Source organism: Streptomyces mutomycini, assembly GCF_001700505.1.
Lineage (GTDB): Bacteria > Actinomycetota > Actinomycetes > Streptomycetales > Streptomycetaceae > Streptomyces > Streptomyces mutomycini.
This window is the reverse complement of sequence record NZ_MAPV01000101.1, coordinates 13,528-32,655: the sequence shown is the minus strand read 5'-3', so window position 1 is coordinate 32,655 and position 19,128 is coordinate 13,528. Positions and strand designations below refer to the sequence as shown.

The 19,128-nt window shown below is 69.4% G+C and carries 16 protein-coding genes and 1 pseudogene; 10 read left to right on the top strand and 7 right to left on the bottom strand.

What is annotated here, in order from left to right:
* Together BFF76_RS16005 and BFF76_RS16000 are read right to left on the bottom strand one after the other, a co-directional pair.
* Nucleotides 1-265 (bottom strand): annotated as a pseudogene (locus tag BFF76_RS16005) (RDD family protein); the annotation flags it as partial.
* A gap of 89 nt (nt 266-354) precedes the next feature.
* Complete coding sequence (locus BFF76_RS16000; RefSeq protein WP_065848460.1) at nt 355-1,935, bottom strand: RDD family protein; 1,581 nt, start codon at nt 1,933-1,935, stop codon at nt 355-357.
* Nucleotides 1,936-2,151: 216 nt separating this feature from the next.
* Here BFF76_RS16000 and BFF76_RS15995 point away from each other — a divergent pair, with 216 nt between their 5' ends.
* The gene (locus BFF76_RS15995) at nt 2,152-2,628 is read left to right on the top strand and encodes an SsgA family sporulation/cell division regulator (RefSeq protein WP_031100151.1); all 477 of its coding nucleotides are present in this window, start codon (nt 2,152-2,154) and stop codon (nt 2,626-2,628) included.
* A 17-nt stretch (nt 2,629-2,645) separates the two neighbouring features.
* Here BFF76_RS15995 and BFF76_RS15990 read toward each other — a convergent pair whose 3' ends face one another.
* The gene (locus BFF76_RS15990) at nt 2,646-4,013 is read right to left on the bottom strand and encodes an FAD-binding oxidoreductase (RefSeq protein WP_053929879.1); all 1,368 of its coding nucleotides are present in this window, start codon (nt 4,011-4,013) and stop codon (nt 2,646-2,648) included.
* A gap of 97 nt (nt 4,014-4,110) precedes the next feature.
* On the opposite strand from BFF76_RS15990, the gene BFF76_RS15985 reads away from it, so the two are divergent.
* On the top strand, nt 4,111-5,754 hold the full coding sequence (locus BFF76_RS15985; RefSeq protein WP_065848461.1) for a tetratricopeptide repeat protein: 1,644 nt from the start codon (nt 4,111-4,113) through the stop codon (nt 5,752-5,754).
* 58 nt (nt 5,755-5,812) lie between these two features.
* On the opposite strand, the gene hppD is transcribed toward BFF76_RS15985, so the two are convergent.
* The gene (gene hppD, locus BFF76_RS15980; protein WP_065848459.1) at nt 5,813-6,958 is read right to left on the bottom strand and encodes a 4-hydroxyphenylpyruvate dioxygenase; all 1,146 of its coding nucleotides are present in this window, start codon (nt 6,956-6,958) and stop codon (nt 5,813-5,815) included.
* A 122-nt stretch (nt 6,959-7,080) separates the two neighbouring features.
* Here hppD and BFF76_RS15975 point away from each other — a divergent pair, with 122 nt between their 5' ends.
* From BFF76_RS15975 to BFF76_RS15955, 5 genes are read left to right on the top strand one after another with little or no spacing between them, the layout of a single operon-like run.
* Complete coding sequence (locus BFF76_RS15975; RefSeq protein ID WP_031100141.1) at nt 7,081-7,554, top strand: Lrp/AsnC family transcriptional regulator; 474 nt, start codon at nt 7,081-7,083, stop codon at nt 7,552-7,554.
* Between the two features lie 16 nt (nt 7,555-7,570).
* The gene (locus BFF76_RS15970) at nt 7,571-8,218 is read left to right on the top strand and encodes an ABC transporter permease (RefSeq protein WP_031100139.1); all 648 of its coding nucleotides are present in this window, start codon (nt 7,571-7,573) and stop codon (nt 8,216-8,218) included.
* A complete protein-coding gene (locus tag BFF76_RS15965) occupies nt 8,211-9,482 on the top strand; it encodes an ABC transporter ATP-binding protein (protein ID WP_031100137.1) in 1,272 nt (423 codons plus the stop codon). The genes BFF76_RS15970 and BFF76_RS15965 overlap by 8 nt, the downstream gene beginning before the upstream one ends.
* Nucleotides 9,479-10,333, top strand: a complete 855-nt coding sequence (locus tag BFF76_RS15960; RefSeq protein ID WP_065848458.1) for an ABC transporter permease — start codon at nt 9,479-9,481, stop codon at nt 10,331-10,333. Before BFF76_RS15965 ends, BFF76_RS15960 begins: the two co-directional genes overlap by 4 nt.
* Complete coding sequence (locus BFF76_RS15955) at nt 10,330-11,301, top strand: glycine betaine ABC transporter substrate-binding protein (RefSeq protein WP_053929426.1); 972 nt, start codon at nt 10,330-10,332, stop codon at nt 11,299-11,301. Before BFF76_RS15960 ends, BFF76_RS15955 begins: the two co-directional genes overlap by 4 nt.
* Before the next feature lie 267 nt (nt 11,302-11,568).
* Here BFF76_RS15955 and BFF76_RS15950 read toward each other — a convergent pair whose 3' ends face one another.
* Nucleotides 11,569-12,357: a S16 family serine protease gene (locus BFF76_RS15950; RefSeq protein ID WP_031100131.1), complete on the bottom strand. Its 789-nt coding sequence runs from the start codon at nt 12,355-12,357 to the stop codon at nt 11,569-11,571.
* Nucleotides 12,358-12,430: 73 nt separating this feature from the next.
* Nucleotides 12,431-13,072, bottom strand: coding sequence for an IclR family transcriptional regulator (locus tag BFF76_RS15945; RefSeq protein WP_031100129.1), 642 nt, complete (start codon nt 13,070-13,072; stop codon nt 12,431-12,433).
* Nucleotides 13,073-13,747: 675 nt separating this feature from the next.
* Between BFF76_RS15945 and BFF76_RS15940 the strand changes: the two genes are divergently transcribed.
* The 3 genes from BFF76_RS15940 (at nt 13,748) to BFF76_RS15930 (ending at nt 17,182) form a co-directional block, all read left to right on the top strand.
* Nucleotides 13,748-14,197, top strand: a complete 450-nt coding sequence (locus tag BFF76_RS15940) for a hypothetical protein (RefSeq protein ID WP_053929424.1) — start codon at nt 13,748-13,750, stop codon at nt 14,195-14,197.
* Between the two features lie 68 nt (nt 14,198-14,265).
* Nucleotides 14,266-16,488: a DUF6571 family protein gene (locus BFF76_RS15935; protein WP_338058037.1), complete on the top strand. Its 2,223-nt coding sequence runs from the start codon at nt 14,266-14,268 to the stop codon at nt 16,486-16,488.
* A gap of 52 nt (nt 16,489-16,540) precedes the next feature.
* Entirely contained in the window at nt 16,541-17,182 is a 642-nt protein-coding gene (locus BFF76_RS15930) for a hypothetical protein (RefSeq protein ID WP_141695611.1), read from the top strand.
* A 72-nt stretch (nt 17,183-17,254) separates the two neighbouring features.
* Here the strand turns inward: BFF76_RS15930 and BFF76_RS15925 are convergent, their stop codons facing one another.
* Nucleotides 17,255-19,036 (bottom strand): DEAD/DEAH box helicase, encoded by a 1,782-nt coding sequence (locus BFF76_RS15925; RefSeq protein WP_053929421.1) that lies wholly within the window; start codon nt 19,034-19,036, stop codon nt 17,255-17,257.
* Between the last annotated feature and the right edge of the window lie 92 nt (nt 19,037-19,128).

Sequence of the window (19,128 nt, the reverse complement as noted above, 5' to 3'; positions counted from 1 at the left end):
GCGAGATCAGGTACAGCGGGATCGAGATGATGAGGAAGTCGATCAGCCGCGCGAGGATCCGCTTGCCAGGTTCGGCGAGCGGCGGCATGCCGGCCAGCGGATCCGCACCACCATAGGGCCCGCCGCCGCCGTACGGGTCCTGCGGCGGCGGGGGCGGGGGCGGCCCGCTGCCGTAGGGCGAACCGCCCGGCGGGGGCGGCCCCTGCGGCGGCCGCTTCGAGAAGGGGTCGTCGTCGGGCGGCGGAGGCGGTGGTTCGTTACTCATGGGGGCAGTGCACCCCGGCCCGTGAAGGCCTGCAACGGCTCAGGTCCCTTCGGGGGACGGGACGTCAGCACACGGGCGTACGGGGGCCGCTACCGGCCGGCGACGAAGGTGCGGGCCGCCTTGTCGTGCCAGCACTGGCGCCACGGGCGGTCGATCAGGCACCAGAGCACGTTGAGCACACCGACGGCGGCCAGGCCGAGCACCCCGTACACCAGCCAGCGGCGCAGCGCGGCGCCCAGGCTCGGCGAGTCGTGGGACTCGATGTCCCGTACCTCAAGGCCGCACAGCTTCTTGCCCAGCGTACGGCCCCACTTGGCCGTGGGCACGGCCTCCAGGACGCAGCCGAGGACGAGGAAGGCGGCGAGGACCCCGCCGAACAGTCCGGCCGTGGTGGCGTCGAGGAGCCAGACGGTGACCGTCTCACCGGACATCCTCGCTGTTTCGATCTTCCGGTCGATGTGGTCCATCGCCTGCGTGACCAGGGGGAAGGCGACGGCTCCGGCCAGCACGCCGAGGACGACGGTGTCGAGGAGCCGGGCGACCAGCCGCTTGCCCAGGGCGGCGGGCCTGGCGGAGGCCTGGGACCGGGCGAGCTGCTGGAAGGGGTCGTCCACCGGGGGCTTCCAGGGCACGACGGGCTGCTGATGCTCCGGCCCGACGCCCTGCCCCTGCACGGGCATCGGGCCCTGCTGCTGGGGCCGGGCCTGCTGCGGGCGGACCGTCTGCTCGGGCCGGGCGAGCTGGTGGGCCTGCTGCGGCCAGGATGCGGACCCGCCGCCGGGGCCCGGTGTCAGGGGCGTGTTCAACCCCGGCGCCTGTGCCTGCGGCGGGGTGGGGGCGGGGGGCTGCGGGGTGCCGCCGGGCGGCACGGCGCGGATCGTCATCGTGCCCTCGGCCCGGTCGTGCCCCTCGTCGCGCGGACGCGGGGGGCGTGCGGAGGCTCCCGGGCCCACCGCGCGGATCGTGACCGTGCCGTCGGTGGGCGGGCGGCCACCGGCTCCGCTGCCGGGCCGGTCGGCGCGGATGGTGACGGTGCCGTCGGTCACCGCTTCGCCGCCGTCCCTCATGCCGGGCAGTGCGCCACGCGTGGGGTCCGGGGTGCCGGGCCGGCGCGGGCCGTCGGGCGAGCCGTCGGCCGGGGTCGCAGCGGTGGGCGGCGTCGCCGTTCCGGGCGTGCCCGCGCCGGGGTCACCTGCCCCGGATGTACGGGGATCGAGGTCGCCCGCCCCGGATGTACGGGGATCGAGGTCATCTGCCCCAGGTGTACGAGGGTCGGGGCCGCCCCATGAGACGCGGTGGTCGCGTTCGCCGCCGAAGCCGGTCTGCCGGGAGGTGTCGGCCTGCCAGGCGGACGCCGGAAGCGGCCTGCCGGGCGTCACGTCGGCCTCGCGGGCATCCGCTCCGCCGTGCCTTCCGGCCGTGTCCGGGCCCTCTACCTCGTCGAGGTACATCGGCCCGGTCTCGTCCACCTGGGCCGGCGGCCGCGGGGCCGCCTCGGCTGCCGGGGCGGGCGCTGTCGCGGGCGCCGTCCCGCCCGGCGGTGCGGGCCGGCTGGTGCCGGGGACCCACGAAGCGCCGTTCCAGTACCGGACGTATCCGGGAATGGACGGGTCTGGGTAGTACCCCTCGCGGGGGTTTTCGTCACCGGGTGCCGGGGTTGGGGCGCTCATCACCGTGGTCCCGTATCTCTTCGAGGCCTCAATACAAGGGTCCACATCTATCAGACGTCCGAGCACCCCCGTGCCTGTCCTGCTGTTTGGACCACTTTCAGGGTCGGAGGAAGTTTTCTGGGAAGTCGCGTCATAGACGCCGGGGAGTGCGGTCTCTCCTTGTGCGGACCGGTCACGGGACCGGCCCCTATGAGTATCGGAAGGTCGTGCACCCTCATGCAGAACGCCGTGGAACGCGAGTTGGAAGTGCAGCTGGTCCTGTCGCCCGAGCGGTCGGTCCCCGTGCCCGCACGGCTGTCCTACTTCACCGACGACCCGTACGCCGCGCACATCACCTTCCACGTCGGCTCCGAGGCGCCCGTGCACTGGACGTTCGCCCGTGAGCTGCTGGTCGAGGGGGCGTTCCGGCCGTGCGGACACGGGGACGTACGGATCTGGCCGACGAAGGTCGCGGACCGGGGCGTCGTCTGCGTCGCGCTCACCTCACCCGACGGCAACGCCCTCCTGGAGGTGCCGTCGGCCGCCGTCGCCGCCTGGGTGGAGCGCACCCTGCGGGTGGTGCCGCCGGGGGCAGAGAGCGCGCTGCTCGGACTGGACGGGGTCCTCGCCGAACTGCTCACCCCACTGCCGGCCGACGACGTGTGGCTGAGCGATCCCTGGTCGCAGGACGAGCCGCAGGACGGCGAGGTCTGAGCGGCGCCGCAGGGGCGTCAGAACAGCTTGCCGGGGTTGAGCAGACCGAGCGGGTCGAAGGCGGCCTTGATGCCGCGCTGCAACTCGACGCCCACCTCGCCGAGTTCGCGGGCGAGCCACTCCTTCTTCAGTACGCCGACCCCGTGTTCGCCGGTGATGGTGCCGCCCAGTTCGAGGCCCAGCGCCATGATCTCGTCGAAGGACTCGCGGGCCCTGCGGGACTCGTCGGCGTCCGTGTGGTCGAAGCAGACGACGGGGTGGGTGTTGCCGTCGCCCGCGTGGGCGCAGACGCCGATGGTCAGCCCGAACCTCTCGGCGATGGCGGCGGTTCCCTCCAGCATCGCGCCCAGCCGGGAGCGCGGCACGCACACGTCGTCGATCATCGTGGCGGACTTGACGGTCTCCAGGGCGGGGAGGGACAGCCGGCGGGCCTGGAGCAGGAGTTCGGACTCGGCGGCGTCGTCGGCGGGCACGACTCCGGTCGCTCCGGCCGCGGCACAGAGTTTCCCGACGGCGGCGAGGTCGGCCGACGGGTCGGGCGTGTCGAAGGCGCAGAGCAGCAGCGCCTCGGTCGTCTCGGGGAGGCCCATGGAGGCCATGGCGTTGACGGCACGCACAGTCGTACGGTCCATCAGTTCGAGGAGTGACGGCGTGTGCCCCCGCTCCATGATCCGGCACACCGCGTCGCAGGCCGCCGCCGCGGAGGGGAATTCGGCGGCGAGCACGAGCTGCTGCGGTGGCATGGGCCTCAGGGCGAGGACGGCCTTCACCACGATGCCGAGACTGCCCTCCGAGCCGACGAAGAGCCGGGTGAGGTCGTATCCGGCGACGCCCTTCGCGGTGCGCCGCCCGGTGTTCAGCAGCCTGCCGTCGGCCAGGACGACTTCCAGGCCCAGCACGTATTCGGCGGTGACCCCGTACTTGACGCAGCACAGCCCGCCGGACGCGGTGCCGATGTTGCCGCCGATCGTGCACATCTCCCAGCTCGACGGGTCCGGCGGGTAGTACAGGCCGTGTTCGTTGACGGCACGGGACAGCGTGGCGTTGACGACGCCCGGTTCGACGACCGCGATCCGGTCGACCGGGCTGATCTCCAGGATCCGGTCCATCTTCACCAGGGAGAGCACGATGCAGCCGTCGGAGGCGTTGGCCGCGCCCGACAGCCCGGTCCTCGCACCCTGGGGGACGACGGGGACCCGCAGGGCGGTGGCGGTCCGCATGACGTGCTGGACCTCCTCGACCGTGCGCGGGAACACGACGACGGCGGGGGCGCCCGCGTCGCAGAAGCTCGCCATGTCGTGGGCGTACGAGGCTGTGACGTCCGGGTCCGTGATCAGTGCCTCGGCCGGAAGACCTGCGCGCAGTCGTTCGAGGAGAGCATCCATGATCCAAGCGTGACACCCGGGGCCAATGGTGTGAACCCGTCTGCGCCAGCCTTCACGGAACCCGATGTGATCTTCGTACTGACGCAGAGTGATGACCATGGATGCCAAGCCGCAGCAGAACCCGGAGCCGCTGCCCTCCCCCCTGCCGCCCCAGGGTGCGACGTCCGTCCCACCGCCTCCCGCGCCGATGCGCACCACGCTGCGCAGGGCGGCGTTCGGCGCGGTGGCCGGTGCCGTGCTCGTGGCCGGTGCGGTGATCGCCGTACCGGACGACGACCCGGCTCCCCCGCCGGGACCCGTGGCACGGGCCGAGGCCGCAGCCGCGGCGGGCGCCCCCGCGTCGCTGTCCGACCTGACGGCTCTCATCGGCGACCGGCAGAAATGGGTGGAGACACATCCCGCGGACGCCCCGTCCTGGGCGGTGCTCGGCACGGCGTACGTGGAGTGGGGGCGCCGGTCGGCGGACGCGGCCTACTACACCCGGGCCGAGCAGGCCCTCCAGCGTTCGCTGGCCGCGCAGCCGGGTGAGCGCGGGAACACGGCGGCCTGGGTGGGCCTCGGGACGCTCGCCAACGCCCGGAACGACTTCCTCGCCGCCAAGAAGTGGGGCGAGACCGTGCGGACGCGGCAGCCGAAGAACTGGACGGCGTACCCGGTGCTGATCGACGCCTACAACGGGCTCGGCGAGTACGCGGCGGCGAGCAGGGCGACGGAGAAGTTCGGCGCCCTGCGCAAGGGTGCCCCCGCCCTGGCCAGGACATCGGACATGTACCGCGGCCAGGGCTGGCGCGAGGACGCCCTGGCCACCGCCCAGGAGGCGGCGGACCGCGCCGCCACGCCGGCCGAGAAGGCGGCGGCCCTGCACCGTCTCGGCGAACTCGCCGCGGAACGCGGGGAGCCGGCGGAGGCCCTCGCGCAGTACGACGCGGCCCTGCGCACCGACCGGGGCCACCTCGCCTCCCTCGGCGGCCGGGCCCGCGCGCTGGCGGCGCTCGGCCGCACGGACGAGGCGCTGGCGGACTACCGGACGGTGACGACGAAGCTGCCCCGCCCCGAGTACGTACTCGAACTGGGCGAGCTCTACGAGTCCCTCGGCCTGGACGGCGACGCCCGGACCCAGTACGCGAAGCTCCGCGACCTCCTCACGCGGGCGAGGGCGTCCGGGGTCGACGAGTCACTGACCGAGGCCCGCTTCGAGGCCGACCACGGCGACCCCGAGGCGGCGGTGGAGCTGATGCGCACCGAGTGGGAGGCGCAGCGCCGCAGCTCGGCGGTGGCGGACACGCTGGCCTGGTCGCTGCACCGGGCGGGCCGGAGCGAGGAGGGCATGCAGTACGCGGAGCGGGCGGTGGAGACCGGCGTACGGAACGCCTCGTACGCCTATCACCTGGGGATGATCGAGAGTTCCCTCGGCCAGGACGGCCCGGCCCGCGGCCATCTGGAGGAGGCCCTCCGCACGAACCCGGACTTCTCGCCGCTGGCCGCCCCCCTGGCGCAGGAGGCCCTGGACGCCCTCGGTGAGCCCGCGGCGGGCGGCCCGGAGTTCATGCAGCCGACGGCTCCGGAGCCGCCGGCCGAGCCGGAGCCGTCGGCGTCGCCGTCGCAGGCGCCCCCGGAGGCCTCGCCGGAGACCACGCAGGAGCCTTCGCGGGCACCCTCGCAGGCACCCGAGGAGCCCAGGACCGCGCGGTCGGCGGCCCCGTCGCCGCAGTCTCGGCCCAGCGCGACGCCGGCCCCCTGACCGCACGTGAAAGGGGCCCTTCTCCCGGCGGGAGAAGGGCCCCTTTCACGTGCTGTGGCTAGAGGTTGCCGCGCTTCTCCTGCTCACGCTCGATCGCCTCGAACAGGGCCTTGAAGTTGCCCTTGCCGAAGCCCATCGAACCGTGGCGCTCGATCATCTCGAAGAAGACGGTCGGGCGGTCCTGGACCGGCTTGGTGAAGATCTGCAGCAGGTATCCGTCCTCGTCACGGTCGACGAGGATCTTCAGCTCGCGCAGCGTCTCCACGGGCACGCGGGTCTCGCCCGCCCACTCCCCCAGGGTGTCGTAGTACGAGTCCGGGGTGTCCAGGAACCGCACGCCGGCCGCCCGCATCGCCTTCACGGAGGCGACGATGTCGTTCGTGGCGAGCGCGATGTGCTGGACGCCCGCGCCGCCGTAGAACTCCAGGTACTCGTCGATCTGCGACTTCTTCTTCGCGATCGCCGGCTCGTTGATCGGGAACTTCACCTTCAGCGTGCCGTCGGCGACGACCTTCGACATCAGGGCGGAGTACTCGGTGGCGATGTCGTCGCCCACGAACTCCTTCATGTTGGTGAAGCCCATGACCTTGTTGTAGAAGGCCACCCACTCGTTCATCCGGCCGAGTTCGACGTTGCCGACGCAGTGGTCGATGGCCTGGAAGGTCCTCTTCGCGGCCGGCTCGACGATCGGTTCCGCGGCCTCGTACCCGGGGAGGTAGGGACCGTCGTAGCCGGAGCGCTCGACCAGCGTGTGCCGGGTACGGCCGTACGTGGCGATGGCGGCCATGACGACCGTGCCGTGCTCGTCCTTGACCTCGTACGGCTCCGTGATGCCCGTCGCGCCGTGCTCGACGGCGTAGGCGTACGCCGCACGGGCGTCCGGGACCTCGATGGCGAGGTCGACCACACCGTCGCCGTGGGCGTGCACGTGGTCGGCGAGGAACGTGCCCCACTCGGTGGACGCCTTGATGACGGAGGTGAGGACGAAGCGCGCGGAGCCGTTGGTCAGGACGTAACTCGCGGTCTCGCGGCTGCCGTTCTCCGGTCCGGAGTAGGCCACGAGCTTCATGCCGAAGGCGGTCGAGTAGTAGTGCGCCGCCTGCTTGGCGTTGCCCACCGCGAAGACCACCGCGTCCATTCCCTTGACCGGGAAGGGATCGGCCTGCCGGGCGGTGTCGGGGGTGGTGTGCACAGTCTCAGTCATGTCCGAAGGTTCCCGCCGCTTCGCAAGGTGCGCAACAGTTCGCACATCCACTGGTCAACATGTGCAGCAGGACGCGAGGATGAGCGGGCTATCTGTACAGGCTGACCATCGGGAGACGGATCATGGCGATCGATCATCTGGACGGCCGGCTCATCCTGCTGCTGGCCCGCGAGCCCCGTATCGGTGTACTCGAGGCGTCGCGGCGGCTCGGGGTGGCACGCGGGACCGTGCAGGCCCGGCTGGACCGGCTTCAGTCGAATGGCGTCATCCGCGGTTTCGGCCCGGACGTGGACCCGGCGGCGCTGGGCTACCCCGTCACCGCCTTCGCGACGCTCGAGATCAAGCAGGGACAAGGCGCCGACGTACGGACCCATTTGAGCGGCGTGCCCGAGGTGCTCGAACTGCACACGACGACCGGGCACGGGGACATGTTCTGCCGGCTCGTCGCCCGCTCGAACGCCGATCTCCAGCGGGTGATCGACCGCGTGGTCGGCTTTGATGGCATCGTCCGGGCCTCCACGGCGATCGTCATGGAAAACCCGGTGCCGCTGCGTATTATCCCGCTGGTTGAGCAGGCTGCAGAGGACACCGACTGAGCCTACGGAGCAACATGTGAACTTCTGGGAGTATGTGGGCACCCGCCACCAACAACTGCTCACCGACACCTATCAGCACGCCAGCGCCGTCTTCCAGTGCATGGTCATCGCCACGCTTCTCGGCGTACTGATCGGTGTCGTCAGCTACCGGAGCAGCTGGGGCGGCTCGCTGGCCATCACGTCCACCTCGGCGATCCTCACCATCCCCTCGCTCGCCGCGATCGGCCTGCTGATCCCGCTGGTGGGCCTCGGGGTCCCGCCCACCGTGATCATCCTGACGCTCTACGGGCTGCTGCCCGTCGTCCGTAACTGCATCGTCGGGCTGCGCGGGGTCGACCCGTCCCTCGTCGACGCGGCCAAGGGCATCGGCATGTCACGGATGCGGCGGCTCCTCAAGGTGGAACTGCCCCTCGCGTGGCCGCCCATCCTCACCGGTATCCGGGTCTCCACCCAGATGCTGATGGGGATCGCCGCCATCGCCGCCTACGCCTCGGGCCCCGGACTCGGCAACGAGATCTTCGGGGGCCTCGCCTCACTGGGAAGCGCGAACGCCATCAACAAGGTCCTCGCCGGCACGATCGGCATCGTCATCCTCGCTCTGCTCTTCGACGCCGCCTACGTACTGCTCGGACGGCTGACCATCCCTAGGGGGATCCGTGTCTGAGACCGCCACCGGGTCCACGGAGCCGGCCCCGCCCCGCCCCAGCTCCACCTCGGGTGCCACCATCCAGCTGGAGGACCTCAGCAAGTCCTACCCCGGCAGCCCCTCACCGGCCGTGGACGGCGTGTCCATGGACATCAAGGCCGGTGAGACCGTGATCCTCGTCGGCCCCTCGGGCTGCGGGAAGTCCACCACCCTCAAGATGATCAACCGTCTGATCGAGCCGACGTCCGGGCGGATCAGGATCAACGACGAGGACGTCACCGACATGGACCCGGTGAAGCTCCGCCGCAAGATCGGTTACGCCATCCAGTCGTCCGGTCTCTTCCCGCACATGACGGTCGCGGAGAACATCGCCCTCGTCCCCAAGATGACCGGCTGGTCGAAGTCCGGGGTGAAGGACCGGGTCGAGGAGATGCTCGACCTGGTCGGTCTCGACCCGCGGGAGTTCCACGGGCGCTACCCGCGCCAGCTCTCCGGCGGGCAGCAGCAGCGCGTGGGGGTGGCGCGGGCACTGGCCGCGGATCCTCCGGTGCTGCTGATGGACGAGCCCTTCGGAGCGGTCGACCCCATCACGCGCGACCACCTCCAGGACGAGCTGATCCGGCTCCAGCACGAGCTGCACAAGACGATCGTCTTCGTCACCCACGACTTCGACGAGGCCATCAAGCTCGGCGACCGGATCGCGGTTCTCCGGGAGCGTTCGCACATCGCGCAGTTCGACACCCCCGAGGCCATCCTCACCAACCCGACGGACGACTTCGTCTCCGGCTTCGTGGGCGCGGGCGCCGCGCTGAAGCGGCTCAACCTCACCCGTGTCCGGGACGTGGGGATCGCCGACTTCCCCACGGTGACCGTCGAGGACCCGCTCCAGTCGATCTTCAACAAGCTGCGGGACGGCCAGCACAACGAACTGCTGATGCTGGACCGCCGCAACCGCCCCTACAAGTGGCTGCGGCGCGGCGACCTGATGCGGGCGAAGGGCTCACTCGCCCGGGCCGGGCAGCTGGTGCACGACACGGTGACCCGTGACGCGACGCTCCACGACGCGCTGGAGGCGGTGCTGACCGACAGCGGCGGAAGGGTCGCCGTGACCGGGCGGCGCGGTGAGTTCATCGGTGTCGTCGACATGCACACCCTGATGAACTCCGTGCAGGAACTCCTGGAGGCCGACCGGCTCGCCGCGATGGAGCACCGGCACGACCTGGAGGAGCTGCGCGTCCACCGGACGGAGCAGGAGCTGGAGGGCGGTGGCAGCGGGCTATGACCCCCAGTCATCAGGCTCCCCCCAAGGGAGCGCGACCGCCCGGAGAGCACGATGTGGGCGGCCTTGCCTTCCGTGACGAGGAGGCAGAGCCCTCCGCGCCGCCGCCGGGTCCGCAGCGCCGGATCACCTGGAAGAAGCTCGTCCTGGTGCCGGCCGTCCTCGCGGTCGTCCTGGTCGCGACCTATCTGTGGATCTCCAACGTGGAACTCGACTCGATCGCGAAGAACTCGCTGGCCGGGGACACCGTCGAAGTCCGCTGGTGGCAGCACGTCAAGCTGACCGCGATCTCCACCTTCTGGGTGCTCATCATCGCGATCCCCCTCGGCATCGCGATGACCAGGCGCGGCCTGAAGAGGGCCGCCCCCGGGGTGACGGCCATCGCGAACATCGGTCAGGCCACACCCGCCATCGGTCTGCTGGCACTGCTGGTGATCTGGCTGGGCATCGGCCCGTCGACCGCGATCATCGGAATGGTGATCTACGCGGTGCTGCCGGTGTTCTCCAACACGGTGGCGGGGCTGAACGCCATCGAGCCGACCCTCGTCGAGGCCTCACGGGGCATCGGCATGTCGGCGATGGGCACGCTCGCCAAGGTCGAACTGCCGCTCGCGGTCCCGCTGATCCTGGCGGGTGTGCGCACGGCGCTGGTGCTCAACGTGGGCACCGCGACCCTCGCCACCTTCGGCGGCGGTGGCGGACTCGGCGACCTGATCACCTCGGGTATCCAGACGCAGCGGATGCCCGTGCTGATCCTCGGATCCGTACTGACCGTGGTGCTGGCGCTGCTCGTGGACTGGCTGGCCTCGCTGGTCGAACTGTGGCTGACGCCGCGCGGACTGGAGGAAGCGTGAGGGGACGTACGGGCCTGGCATCGGCGGCCGCGCTCGCCCTCCTGCTCGCGGGGTGCGGGCTGAAGAGCGGCTCACCGCTGGTGGACGAGGTGGAACCGGGATCGATCGGACAGGGGCAGCCGCTCAAGGGCGCGTCCCTGACGGTGACCTCGAAGAACTTCAGCGAGAACATCATCCTCGGCCATGTGATGGGCCTGGTCTTCAAGGCGGCCGGCGCCGAGGTCCTGGACCGCACGAACCTGCCTGGGTCGATCAGCGCGCGCGAAGCGGTCGCCCAGGGCGAGGCCGACGCGCTGTACGACTACACGGGTACGGCGTGGATCACCTACCTCGGCCACGCCGAACCGATCGTCGACCCGCAGAAGCAGTGGAAGGCGGTCCGGGACGAGGACCTGGGCAACGGGGTGACCTGGCTTCCGCCGGCCACCCTCGACAACACGTACGCCCTGGCGATCAGCAAGAAGAACAACGCCAAGTACGACCTGAAGACGCTTTCGGACGTGGCGGCCCTCGCCAAGAAGGACCCGAAGGCCGTGACGGTCTGCGTGGAGAACGAGTTCGCCTCGCGCGACGACGGACTGCCGGGCATGCAGAAGAAGTACGGGATGAACCTGCCGGCCTCGAACATCCAGAAGATGGACGCCGGGATCATCTACACCCAGGTCTCGGAGTCCAACTCCTGCCTGCTTGGCGAGGTGTACACCACCGACGGCCGGATCAAGGCGATGAACCTGGACGTCATGGAGGACGACAAGCAGTTCTTCCCCAACTACAACGCCTCGCCCGCCATCCACACGGCGACCCTCGACAAGTATCCCGAGATCGCGGAGATGCTGGCACCGGTGACGAAGAAGCTGACGACGGACCTCGCGCAGGAACTCAACTCCAAGGTGGACGTGGACGGCGAGGACCCGCACGAGGTCGCGAAGGACTGGCTGGTGGAGGAAGGATTCATCAAGGAGGGCTGAGCGGAAACACCGCAACGCGGGCTGAGCGGGCTCACCACAGCCCTTCCGACGCCGGTGTCTCCACCGCAACTCGCGGTGGAGACACCGGCGTCGGCGTGTGCGGCCGGACTGCCCGACTGCCCGACTGCCCGACTGCGGATGAGAGAGGCCGCAGGAGCGGCGACTCCTCTCACGGCAGTCCTGACGGCCGACGCGGCCCACCCCGCGGACACTTCGCTGACGCTCATCGGCGCACTGGCATGGGATGGAGAGGGAGGCAGCCGCAGGTCAGCAGCTCGGGACCTTGCCGCCCCGGTCCAGGGCCCGCAGCGAGGACACCGCGCTCTCCAGTGTGGTGACGGGGATGAGCCGCAGGCCCTCGGGGCGTTCGGCCTTCGCCTGCTTGCATTCGGCCTTCGGGACGAGGAAGACGGTCGCGCCGTCGCGCCGGGCGGCCTGCGTCTTGAGGGAGACCCCGCCGACGGCGCCGACCGCGCCGTCGGCCTCGATCGTCCCCGTACCCGCGACGGTGCGGCCGCCGGTCAGATCGCCGCCGGAGCCGTTGCCGACCAGTTTGTCGATGATGCCCAGCGAGAAGAAGAGGCCCGCGCTGGGACCTCCGACGTCCGCGAGGTGCAGGGTGATGTCGACCGAACCGGGCTTCCTGTCCAGGTAGCGCAGGGCTGCGTCCACAGCGACGTTCTGCGACTTCTCCATGTCCTGGAGGTTGTGCTGCTCGATCTCCTTCTCGGAGTCGCCCGTCGGATATACGGAGTCGCGCGGCATGACCGCGCGGTCCGTCCTGAACCAGCTGTCCACCACATCCCCGACGCCCACGTCGGCGCCGGGCCCGGTCGCGAGGATCGTCGTCATCCGCAGCTCACCGTCGGTGGTGCGAGTGGGCGTGCCCTCGATCGTGATGACCGGCTTCCCTTTGCTGTCCCCCAGGACATCGGCGGTGGTGCCGGGCTGCGCCACGGTGAACGGCAGCGGCGCGAAGGCTGCCGTGCCGAACAGTCCGAGGACAGGCAGCACGCAGAGGGCGAGAGCGCGGGGGCGGGAGAGACGAATGGCCACCCACCCAATCTATCCGCCGCCCGACTCGGATCCGACCGCCCCGGCACCACCGGAGCAGCCGGTGCGACCGGTCTCAACGCAGAGCATCGGCGACCTCACGGGCCGCGTCGAGGACCCGCGGACCGACTCGCTCCGGTACGGCGTCCGCGAGCATCACCACGCCCACACTGCCCTCCACCCCCGACACACCGATCAGCGGCGCCGCAGCCCCGCAGGCACCGGCTTCGAGCTCACCCTGGGTGAGGGTGTAGCCGGGGTGGTCGACCGTCTTCTGGCGGGCGGTGAGGATCGCCCGGCCCGCGGCGCCCCTGTCCAGGGAGTGCCGGAAGCCGGCCCTGTAAGCCACGTGGTAGTCGGTCCAGGTCGGCTCCACGACAGCGACCGCGAGCGCGTCCGAACCGTCGACGAGCGTGAGGTGGGCGGTGGCCCCTATGTCCTCGGCCAGGGAACGCAGCGCGGGCAGTGCCGCCTCCCTGACGAGCGGGTGCACCTGCCGGCCCAGACGCAGAACGCCCAGACCCACTCGGGCCCGGCCGCCCAGGTCACGCCGCACGAGCGCGTGCTGTTCCAGGGTGGCGAGCAGTCGGTAGACCACGGTGCGGTTGACGCCGAGTTTGTTCGACAACTCGGTGACGGTCAGGCCGTGATCGGTATCGGCGAGCAGTTTGAGGACACGCAGTCCCCGGTCGAGCGTCTGCGAAGTCTCCGCGGTCACGACGCCCTCTCCCTCGTGGTGAGCGGGGCGGTTGTCTCCGGGATACCGACGCCGGTCCCGCGGCGACGCACCGAGAGGCCGCCGACTGGCCATGGCACCGGCTGCGCTCCGCGGCCACACTGCCACGGGGCGTTCATTGTTTCCGGGAGATTAGCGAGCGGGTCCGCTCAGCGGAAGACCTCGTCCAGAATCCGGTCTCCCTCCGGGACGGCCCGGCATAACCGCCGGTCAGAGGCGGACCGTCCGGAACGCGAACATCTACGCGCGTCCAGGTCGGGTGACGCGGCAACGACGCTCCGTGCATCAGGCGTGAACGATTGTTAACTCACCGTAAAATAAAAAGCCGAAAATTCACCCCCGCCACAGCGCCCGCCGCATGCTCTCGCACCCCCACGCGTCAGGGCGCGCGCCCCTCCGGGGCCGGAGGAGGGCCAGGCCCGACGCACGACAGTCGGACTTCACGCGCCGCGACGGAAGCCCCTGGGGATTCGCGCACCCCACCCCCTTTCGCTCCCGGTGTTGCGGTTTTTCCATACATCGCCTTCGATTGATCATGCCAATCCATGGTCAACTCTTACGGCAACTGCCGGACCCGATTGGTAGGTTGAGTTGCCACTTGCCCGCAACAAGAGGGGCACAGGGGATTATCGACCACTACGGGGAGGGTTACCGCCAATGGCGTGGGACGAATGGGAGCAGCTGAAATCCGAGGCCGCGGAGAGGGGTTCTGCACAGATGCAGTTGAATCAGCTGCCGCCCGAAGCGGGCGGAGGGCCGCCGCCCCAAGGTGATCTGAAGGTCAACCAGCAGGACCTGGCCGCGATCGGCAATTCCGCGTACAGGCTGTACGGCGACCTGGAGAAGGCCGGTGACCACGCCCGCACCTCCACCCAGAAGGCCGCCGGAAGCCTGAAGACGGAGACGTTCGCCCTGGGTGGGGCCCTCGATCATGTGGCCTCTCGCTGGATCGACCAGGTCAGGTCCCTTATGGACGCCTGCGCCCACATCTCCAACCACCTCGACTACACCAAGGGCGCCCACGCCGGCGACGAGGTCTACATCGCCACGGTGGTCAGCAACATCGACACCCTGGACAAGGGCTTCGACGAAAGGTCCGGCAGCTGATGGATCTTGACTCCTTGCGCTTCGCGAACTTCTCCGACCTGGACGCCGCGATCACTGACTGGGAATAGATGGTCGCCAAGCTCAAGGTCCTCCAGGGGAACGCGAAGGACGACCTCGAAGCCAAGGCCAACAAGGCGAACTGGGCCGGCGAAAACGCAACAGTCACCCGCGCTTTCGTGGACAAGACGGCAGGTGAGTTCGCCGATGCCCACACCCAGGCTGAAACGATCAAGAGAATCGTCTCAGACACCCGTGGCGAACTGGTCGCTTGTCGCACACAGCTGAACGCGGCCATCGAACGCGGCCTGAAGAGCAGCCTCATTGTGCGTGACACAGGCGAGGGCTCCTTCACCGTGAGTGCCCGCCCCGATCCGGCGGCAAAGGCCGGCACGGCACCGGAGCCCACCCAGCAGGACGTCGATGTGTTCCGGAACGAAATCCAGAACATCATGAAGAAGGCCACGGAGAGCGACACCTCCGCGGCGAAGGTCCTCACGCTCCTGGTCGACCAGGCCAAGCACGGCTTCTCAGATGCCAGCTACGCGGACCGGGACTCGGCGGCCAAGGCTGTGGCGGAGGCGGAGAAGGTCGCCAAGATCCTCAAGAAGGACCCGCACGACGTCACGCTGACCGAGCTGAACACCGTCAATACCACCCTGGCCACCTACAAGAACGACCCGCTCTTCGCCGAGCGCTTCGCCACCCAGGTGGAACCGAAGAAGCTCCTCGAGTTCTACGCAGGAGTTGCCGACCCGTACCAGGGCATGGGGAGGGACCCCAAGTTCTACGAACAAGCGAAGAAGCTCCAGAAGAACCTCGGCATCACGCTGGGCACGGCCACGCTCTCCGACAGCGCCAAGATGCAGGGCTGGGAGGAGAAGATGGTGAAGCTGGGCCCGGACCGGCTCGGCATCGACGATGCTAACGACCCCACGGGCTTCGGCGTCATGAGCAACCTCATGCGGTTCGGCGACTACGACGACCAGTTCCTCAACTCCTACGGCGACAAGCTCATCGCGTACGACAAGGAACGCAACGTCGAGGACATGAGCCCCTGGGTCAACAACTGGAACCAGGGCGACCTCAACTTCTGGGACAAGAACGATCGGGGCCGCGACCCGATGACGGGCTTCATGCAAGCCCTGGGCCACAACCCCGACGCCTCCACCCAGTTCTTCGCCCAGCCCGGCAGCGGAGAGGACCCGGTCGACAAGGCCGGTGAGGTCAACGAGCACCTCAAGTACCTGACCCAGGACCGCATCTGGCTCGCGGACCCGACGCTCGACGGCGACAGCAAGTTCAACGCCGGCAAGGACGCGCTGGGCCACGCGCTGGAGTCCGCCACCACCGGTTACGCGTACGACTCCGACCCGATGACCGGCAAGGACCCCCTGCACCCCGGCAGCGGGGACCACCGCACGGCGGCGACGGCAGGGGTCATGGAGCAGGTGGCGTACCTGTACGGGAGCGAGAAGGGCCCCGAGATGCTGCACAAGCAGTCGGAGCTCGCGGACAGCCTGGGCAAGATGGGCGCGGCGTACATCGACGACATCGACTACAGCCTGTCGGGGCTTGGCGACTCGGCGACGGACGCCGAAGCGTTCCCCCCGAAGTATGCGGGGCGGGCGAACTTCACCGATCAGGGCGCCATCAATTTCCTCAGCGTGCTGGGACAGAACGAGACGTCCCACGGTGTCGTCTCGGCGGCACAGCACCTGTACACGCTCAGCGCGATGGACGCCTTCCCTGCGACCGATGCGGCGAGCATGGACCACGCGCACGATGCGATGACCACGGGTGCCGAAGCGCGCGGCATTCTGGACCAGGCACGCGTGCAGCAGGCAGAAACGACATACACGGCCGACTCCGAAGAGGCCAACAAATCCTTGGCACGATCGGGGGACTGGATCGGTCTGGGTGCCGGCATCGTGGTGGGAGGAAGCGTCGCCGCCCTACCCGTGCCCGGCACCACTGTCGCGGGCGTGGCGATCGCGCCGCTGGTCACCGACACCGTCGGTGAGGCCGTCAACACCTTTATCGGGCACGAGATCGACAAGGGTGTCGACGGGGCGGAGGAGGACCCGACGGAGAAGGCGCAGACCACGAGCAGCGAGTTCTACCGGCAGGGAACCGCCCAACTCGGCGATTCGTACCAGACATATCTCGACCAGAATCCGAAACAAGCCGATGCCATCAACCGTGCGCAGTGGAAACAGGATATCGAAGGCGGCTATCTCGGCACCGGAACAATTCAGGGCGACTATCGCGGGCGTCCCGCCTACAAGGACTGACCGGCCGACCGGAGGATCGAAGAGCAGGAGTCCGATGAGGAAAAGACTACTCATGGCTGCATCCGGAGCATTGTTGCTGGCCGCCGGTGGCACTGCGTGCGGCAACGACGGCGACGGCGTGGAGAAGCCGGATGTGCTGTCCGCGTCCCAGGTCTGCGACGGGACACTGGACAAGACGGCGGCGACAGCCCTGGAAAGCCTGGGCGGCACGGAGCGGTTCAACGAGTTCCAGGGGACCGACAAGTCTGTGGCCCTGCGCCCTTTCTCCCTGGGCCTCGCGGCGAAGACTCTTCGTGCCAAGCCGACCGAGAAGAACACGTGCGTCATCTACAAGGCCGACGGGAGTGACTTCCCGCTGCTCGACATCAGCTTTTCTGCGTGGCACAGCCACCCTGACCTTGCTCAAGAGAACAAGGCGAGTGACTCGGGTGAAATGTTCTTTCCTGTGGGCCTGTTCGCCAGGGCGAGTGGCGACCAGGGCACCTCGCTCTACTTCGCGTGTCCTACGGAAGGATCCGACGGCAAGAAGCCCTATGTCAAAGCGGACATGTATTCCGCCCGGGGCCAGGTCAACCCCGACGGAAAGGGACGCATGACCATCCTCAACGCCGTATCCCGCGCCGTGGCGGAGAAACTCGGCTGCGCCGCACAGGCGAAACTCCCCGCCGAGGTGCCCGACGCCCTGCCCCGATGACACCGCGGCCCCGGCGCGGAGGCGGATCACGCCGCTCCCGTGCCGGGGCCTGCCGGGCCCGTCCGGCCGGGCTCACCGCATCCGGGTGGCCCACTCCTGGACCTTCTTGATCCGGTCCTGGATCTGCCCCGCCGTCGCCTCCGCGCTCGGGGGACCGCCGCACACCCTCCGCAGCTCGGTGTGGATCACCCCGTGCGGCTTGCCGCTCTGGTGCGTGTACGCGGACACCATCGTGTTCAGCTGCTTGCGCAGCTCCAGCAGCTTCTTGTGCGTGACCACGGGCCGGTCCTCCGCGGCCTTCTCCAGGAGATCGGCCTCCGCGGCCGGCTTCTGGCGGCTGTGCGCGATCTGCCGGGTCTGCCGCTTCTGGAGCAGCAGCTGCACCTGGTCGGGTTCGAGGAGACCCGGGATACCCAGGTAGTCCTGCTCCTCCTCGCTCCCCGGGTGCGCCTGCATGCCGAATTCGGCACCGTCGTACAGCACCCGGTCGAAGACCGCGTCCGACTCGAGCGCCTCGAAGGGCAGCTGGTCCTCGGTCTCCTCGTCCTCCAGCTTCTCCGCGTCCGCGAGGAGCTGGTCCTCCTCGGCGAAGGGGTTCTCCTCGTCACTGCCCTTCTTCGGCTTGTCGAGCACGTGGTCGCGCTCGACCTCCATCTCGTTCGCGAAGTCGAGCAGCATCGGGATCGTCGGCACGAAGACGGAGGCGGTCTCGCCCCGGCGCCGCGACCGCACGAAACGGCCGACGGCCTGGGCGAAGAACAACGGCGTCGAGATGGTCGTCGCGTACACACCGACCGCGAGCCGGGGCACGTCGACGCCCTCCGACACCATCCGGACCGCGACCATCCAGCGCGACCCGTCCTGGCTGAACCTGTCGATGTTCTTGGACGCGGCCTTCTCGTCGGAGAGGACCACCGTCGGCTTCTCACCGGTGACCGACTTGAGGATCTTGGCGTACGCGCGCGCCGACTCCTGGTCCGTCGCGATGACCAGCCCGCCGGCGTCCGGAATGCCCTTGCGTACCTCGGTCAGCCGCTTGTCGGCGGCGGACAGCACGTTGGGAATCCAGTCGCCGGTGGGCGAGAGCGCGGTGCGCCATGCCTGCCCGATGGCGTCCTTGGTCATCGGCTCGCCGAGCCGGGCCGCGATCTCGTCTCCGGCCTTGGTGCGCCAGCGCATGTTGCCGCTGTAGCTGAGGAAGATCACGGGGCGCACGACCCCATCGGCGAGCGCGTTGCCGTAGCCGTACGTGTAGTCGGCCGAGGAGCGGCGGATGCCGTCGTTGCCCTCCTCGTACGCGACGAACGGGATCGGGTTGGTGTCGGACCGGAAGGGCGTACCGGTGAGCGCGAGGCGACGCGTCGCCGGATCGAACGCCTCCTGGCAGGCCTCGCCCCAGGACTTCGAGTCACCGGCGTGGTGGATCTCGTCCAGGATCACCAGGGTCTTGCGCTGCTCGCACCGGTTGCGGTGCAGCATGGGGCGCACCCCGACACCGGCGTACGTGATCGCGACCCCGTGGTACTCCTTGCTCACGGGCCCGGCGCTGTACTCGGGGTCGAGCTTGATGCCTATGCGGGCGGCGGCCTCCGCCCACTGCTTCTTGAGGTGCTCGGTGGGCGCCACGACGGTGATCTGCTGCACCACGTGGTGGTGCAGCAGCCATGAGGCGAGGGTCAGCGCGAAGGTGGTCTTCCCGGCGCCGGGCGTCGCGACCGCGAGGAAGTCGCGCGGCTGATCCTGGATGTACTTCTCCATGGCACCCTGCTGCCAGGCGCGCAGCTTCCCGGCGGTCCCCCATGGGGCGCGGCCGGGAAAGGCGGGTGAGAGGTGGTGGGAGGCGGTAGTAGTCACGGTCTCCGGTTCGGGGCACTCGGGTACGTGGGGCGCTGTCCGTACGGGCCGGAAGCAGCCCGTACGCGATACGACAACCGGGCCACCCTACC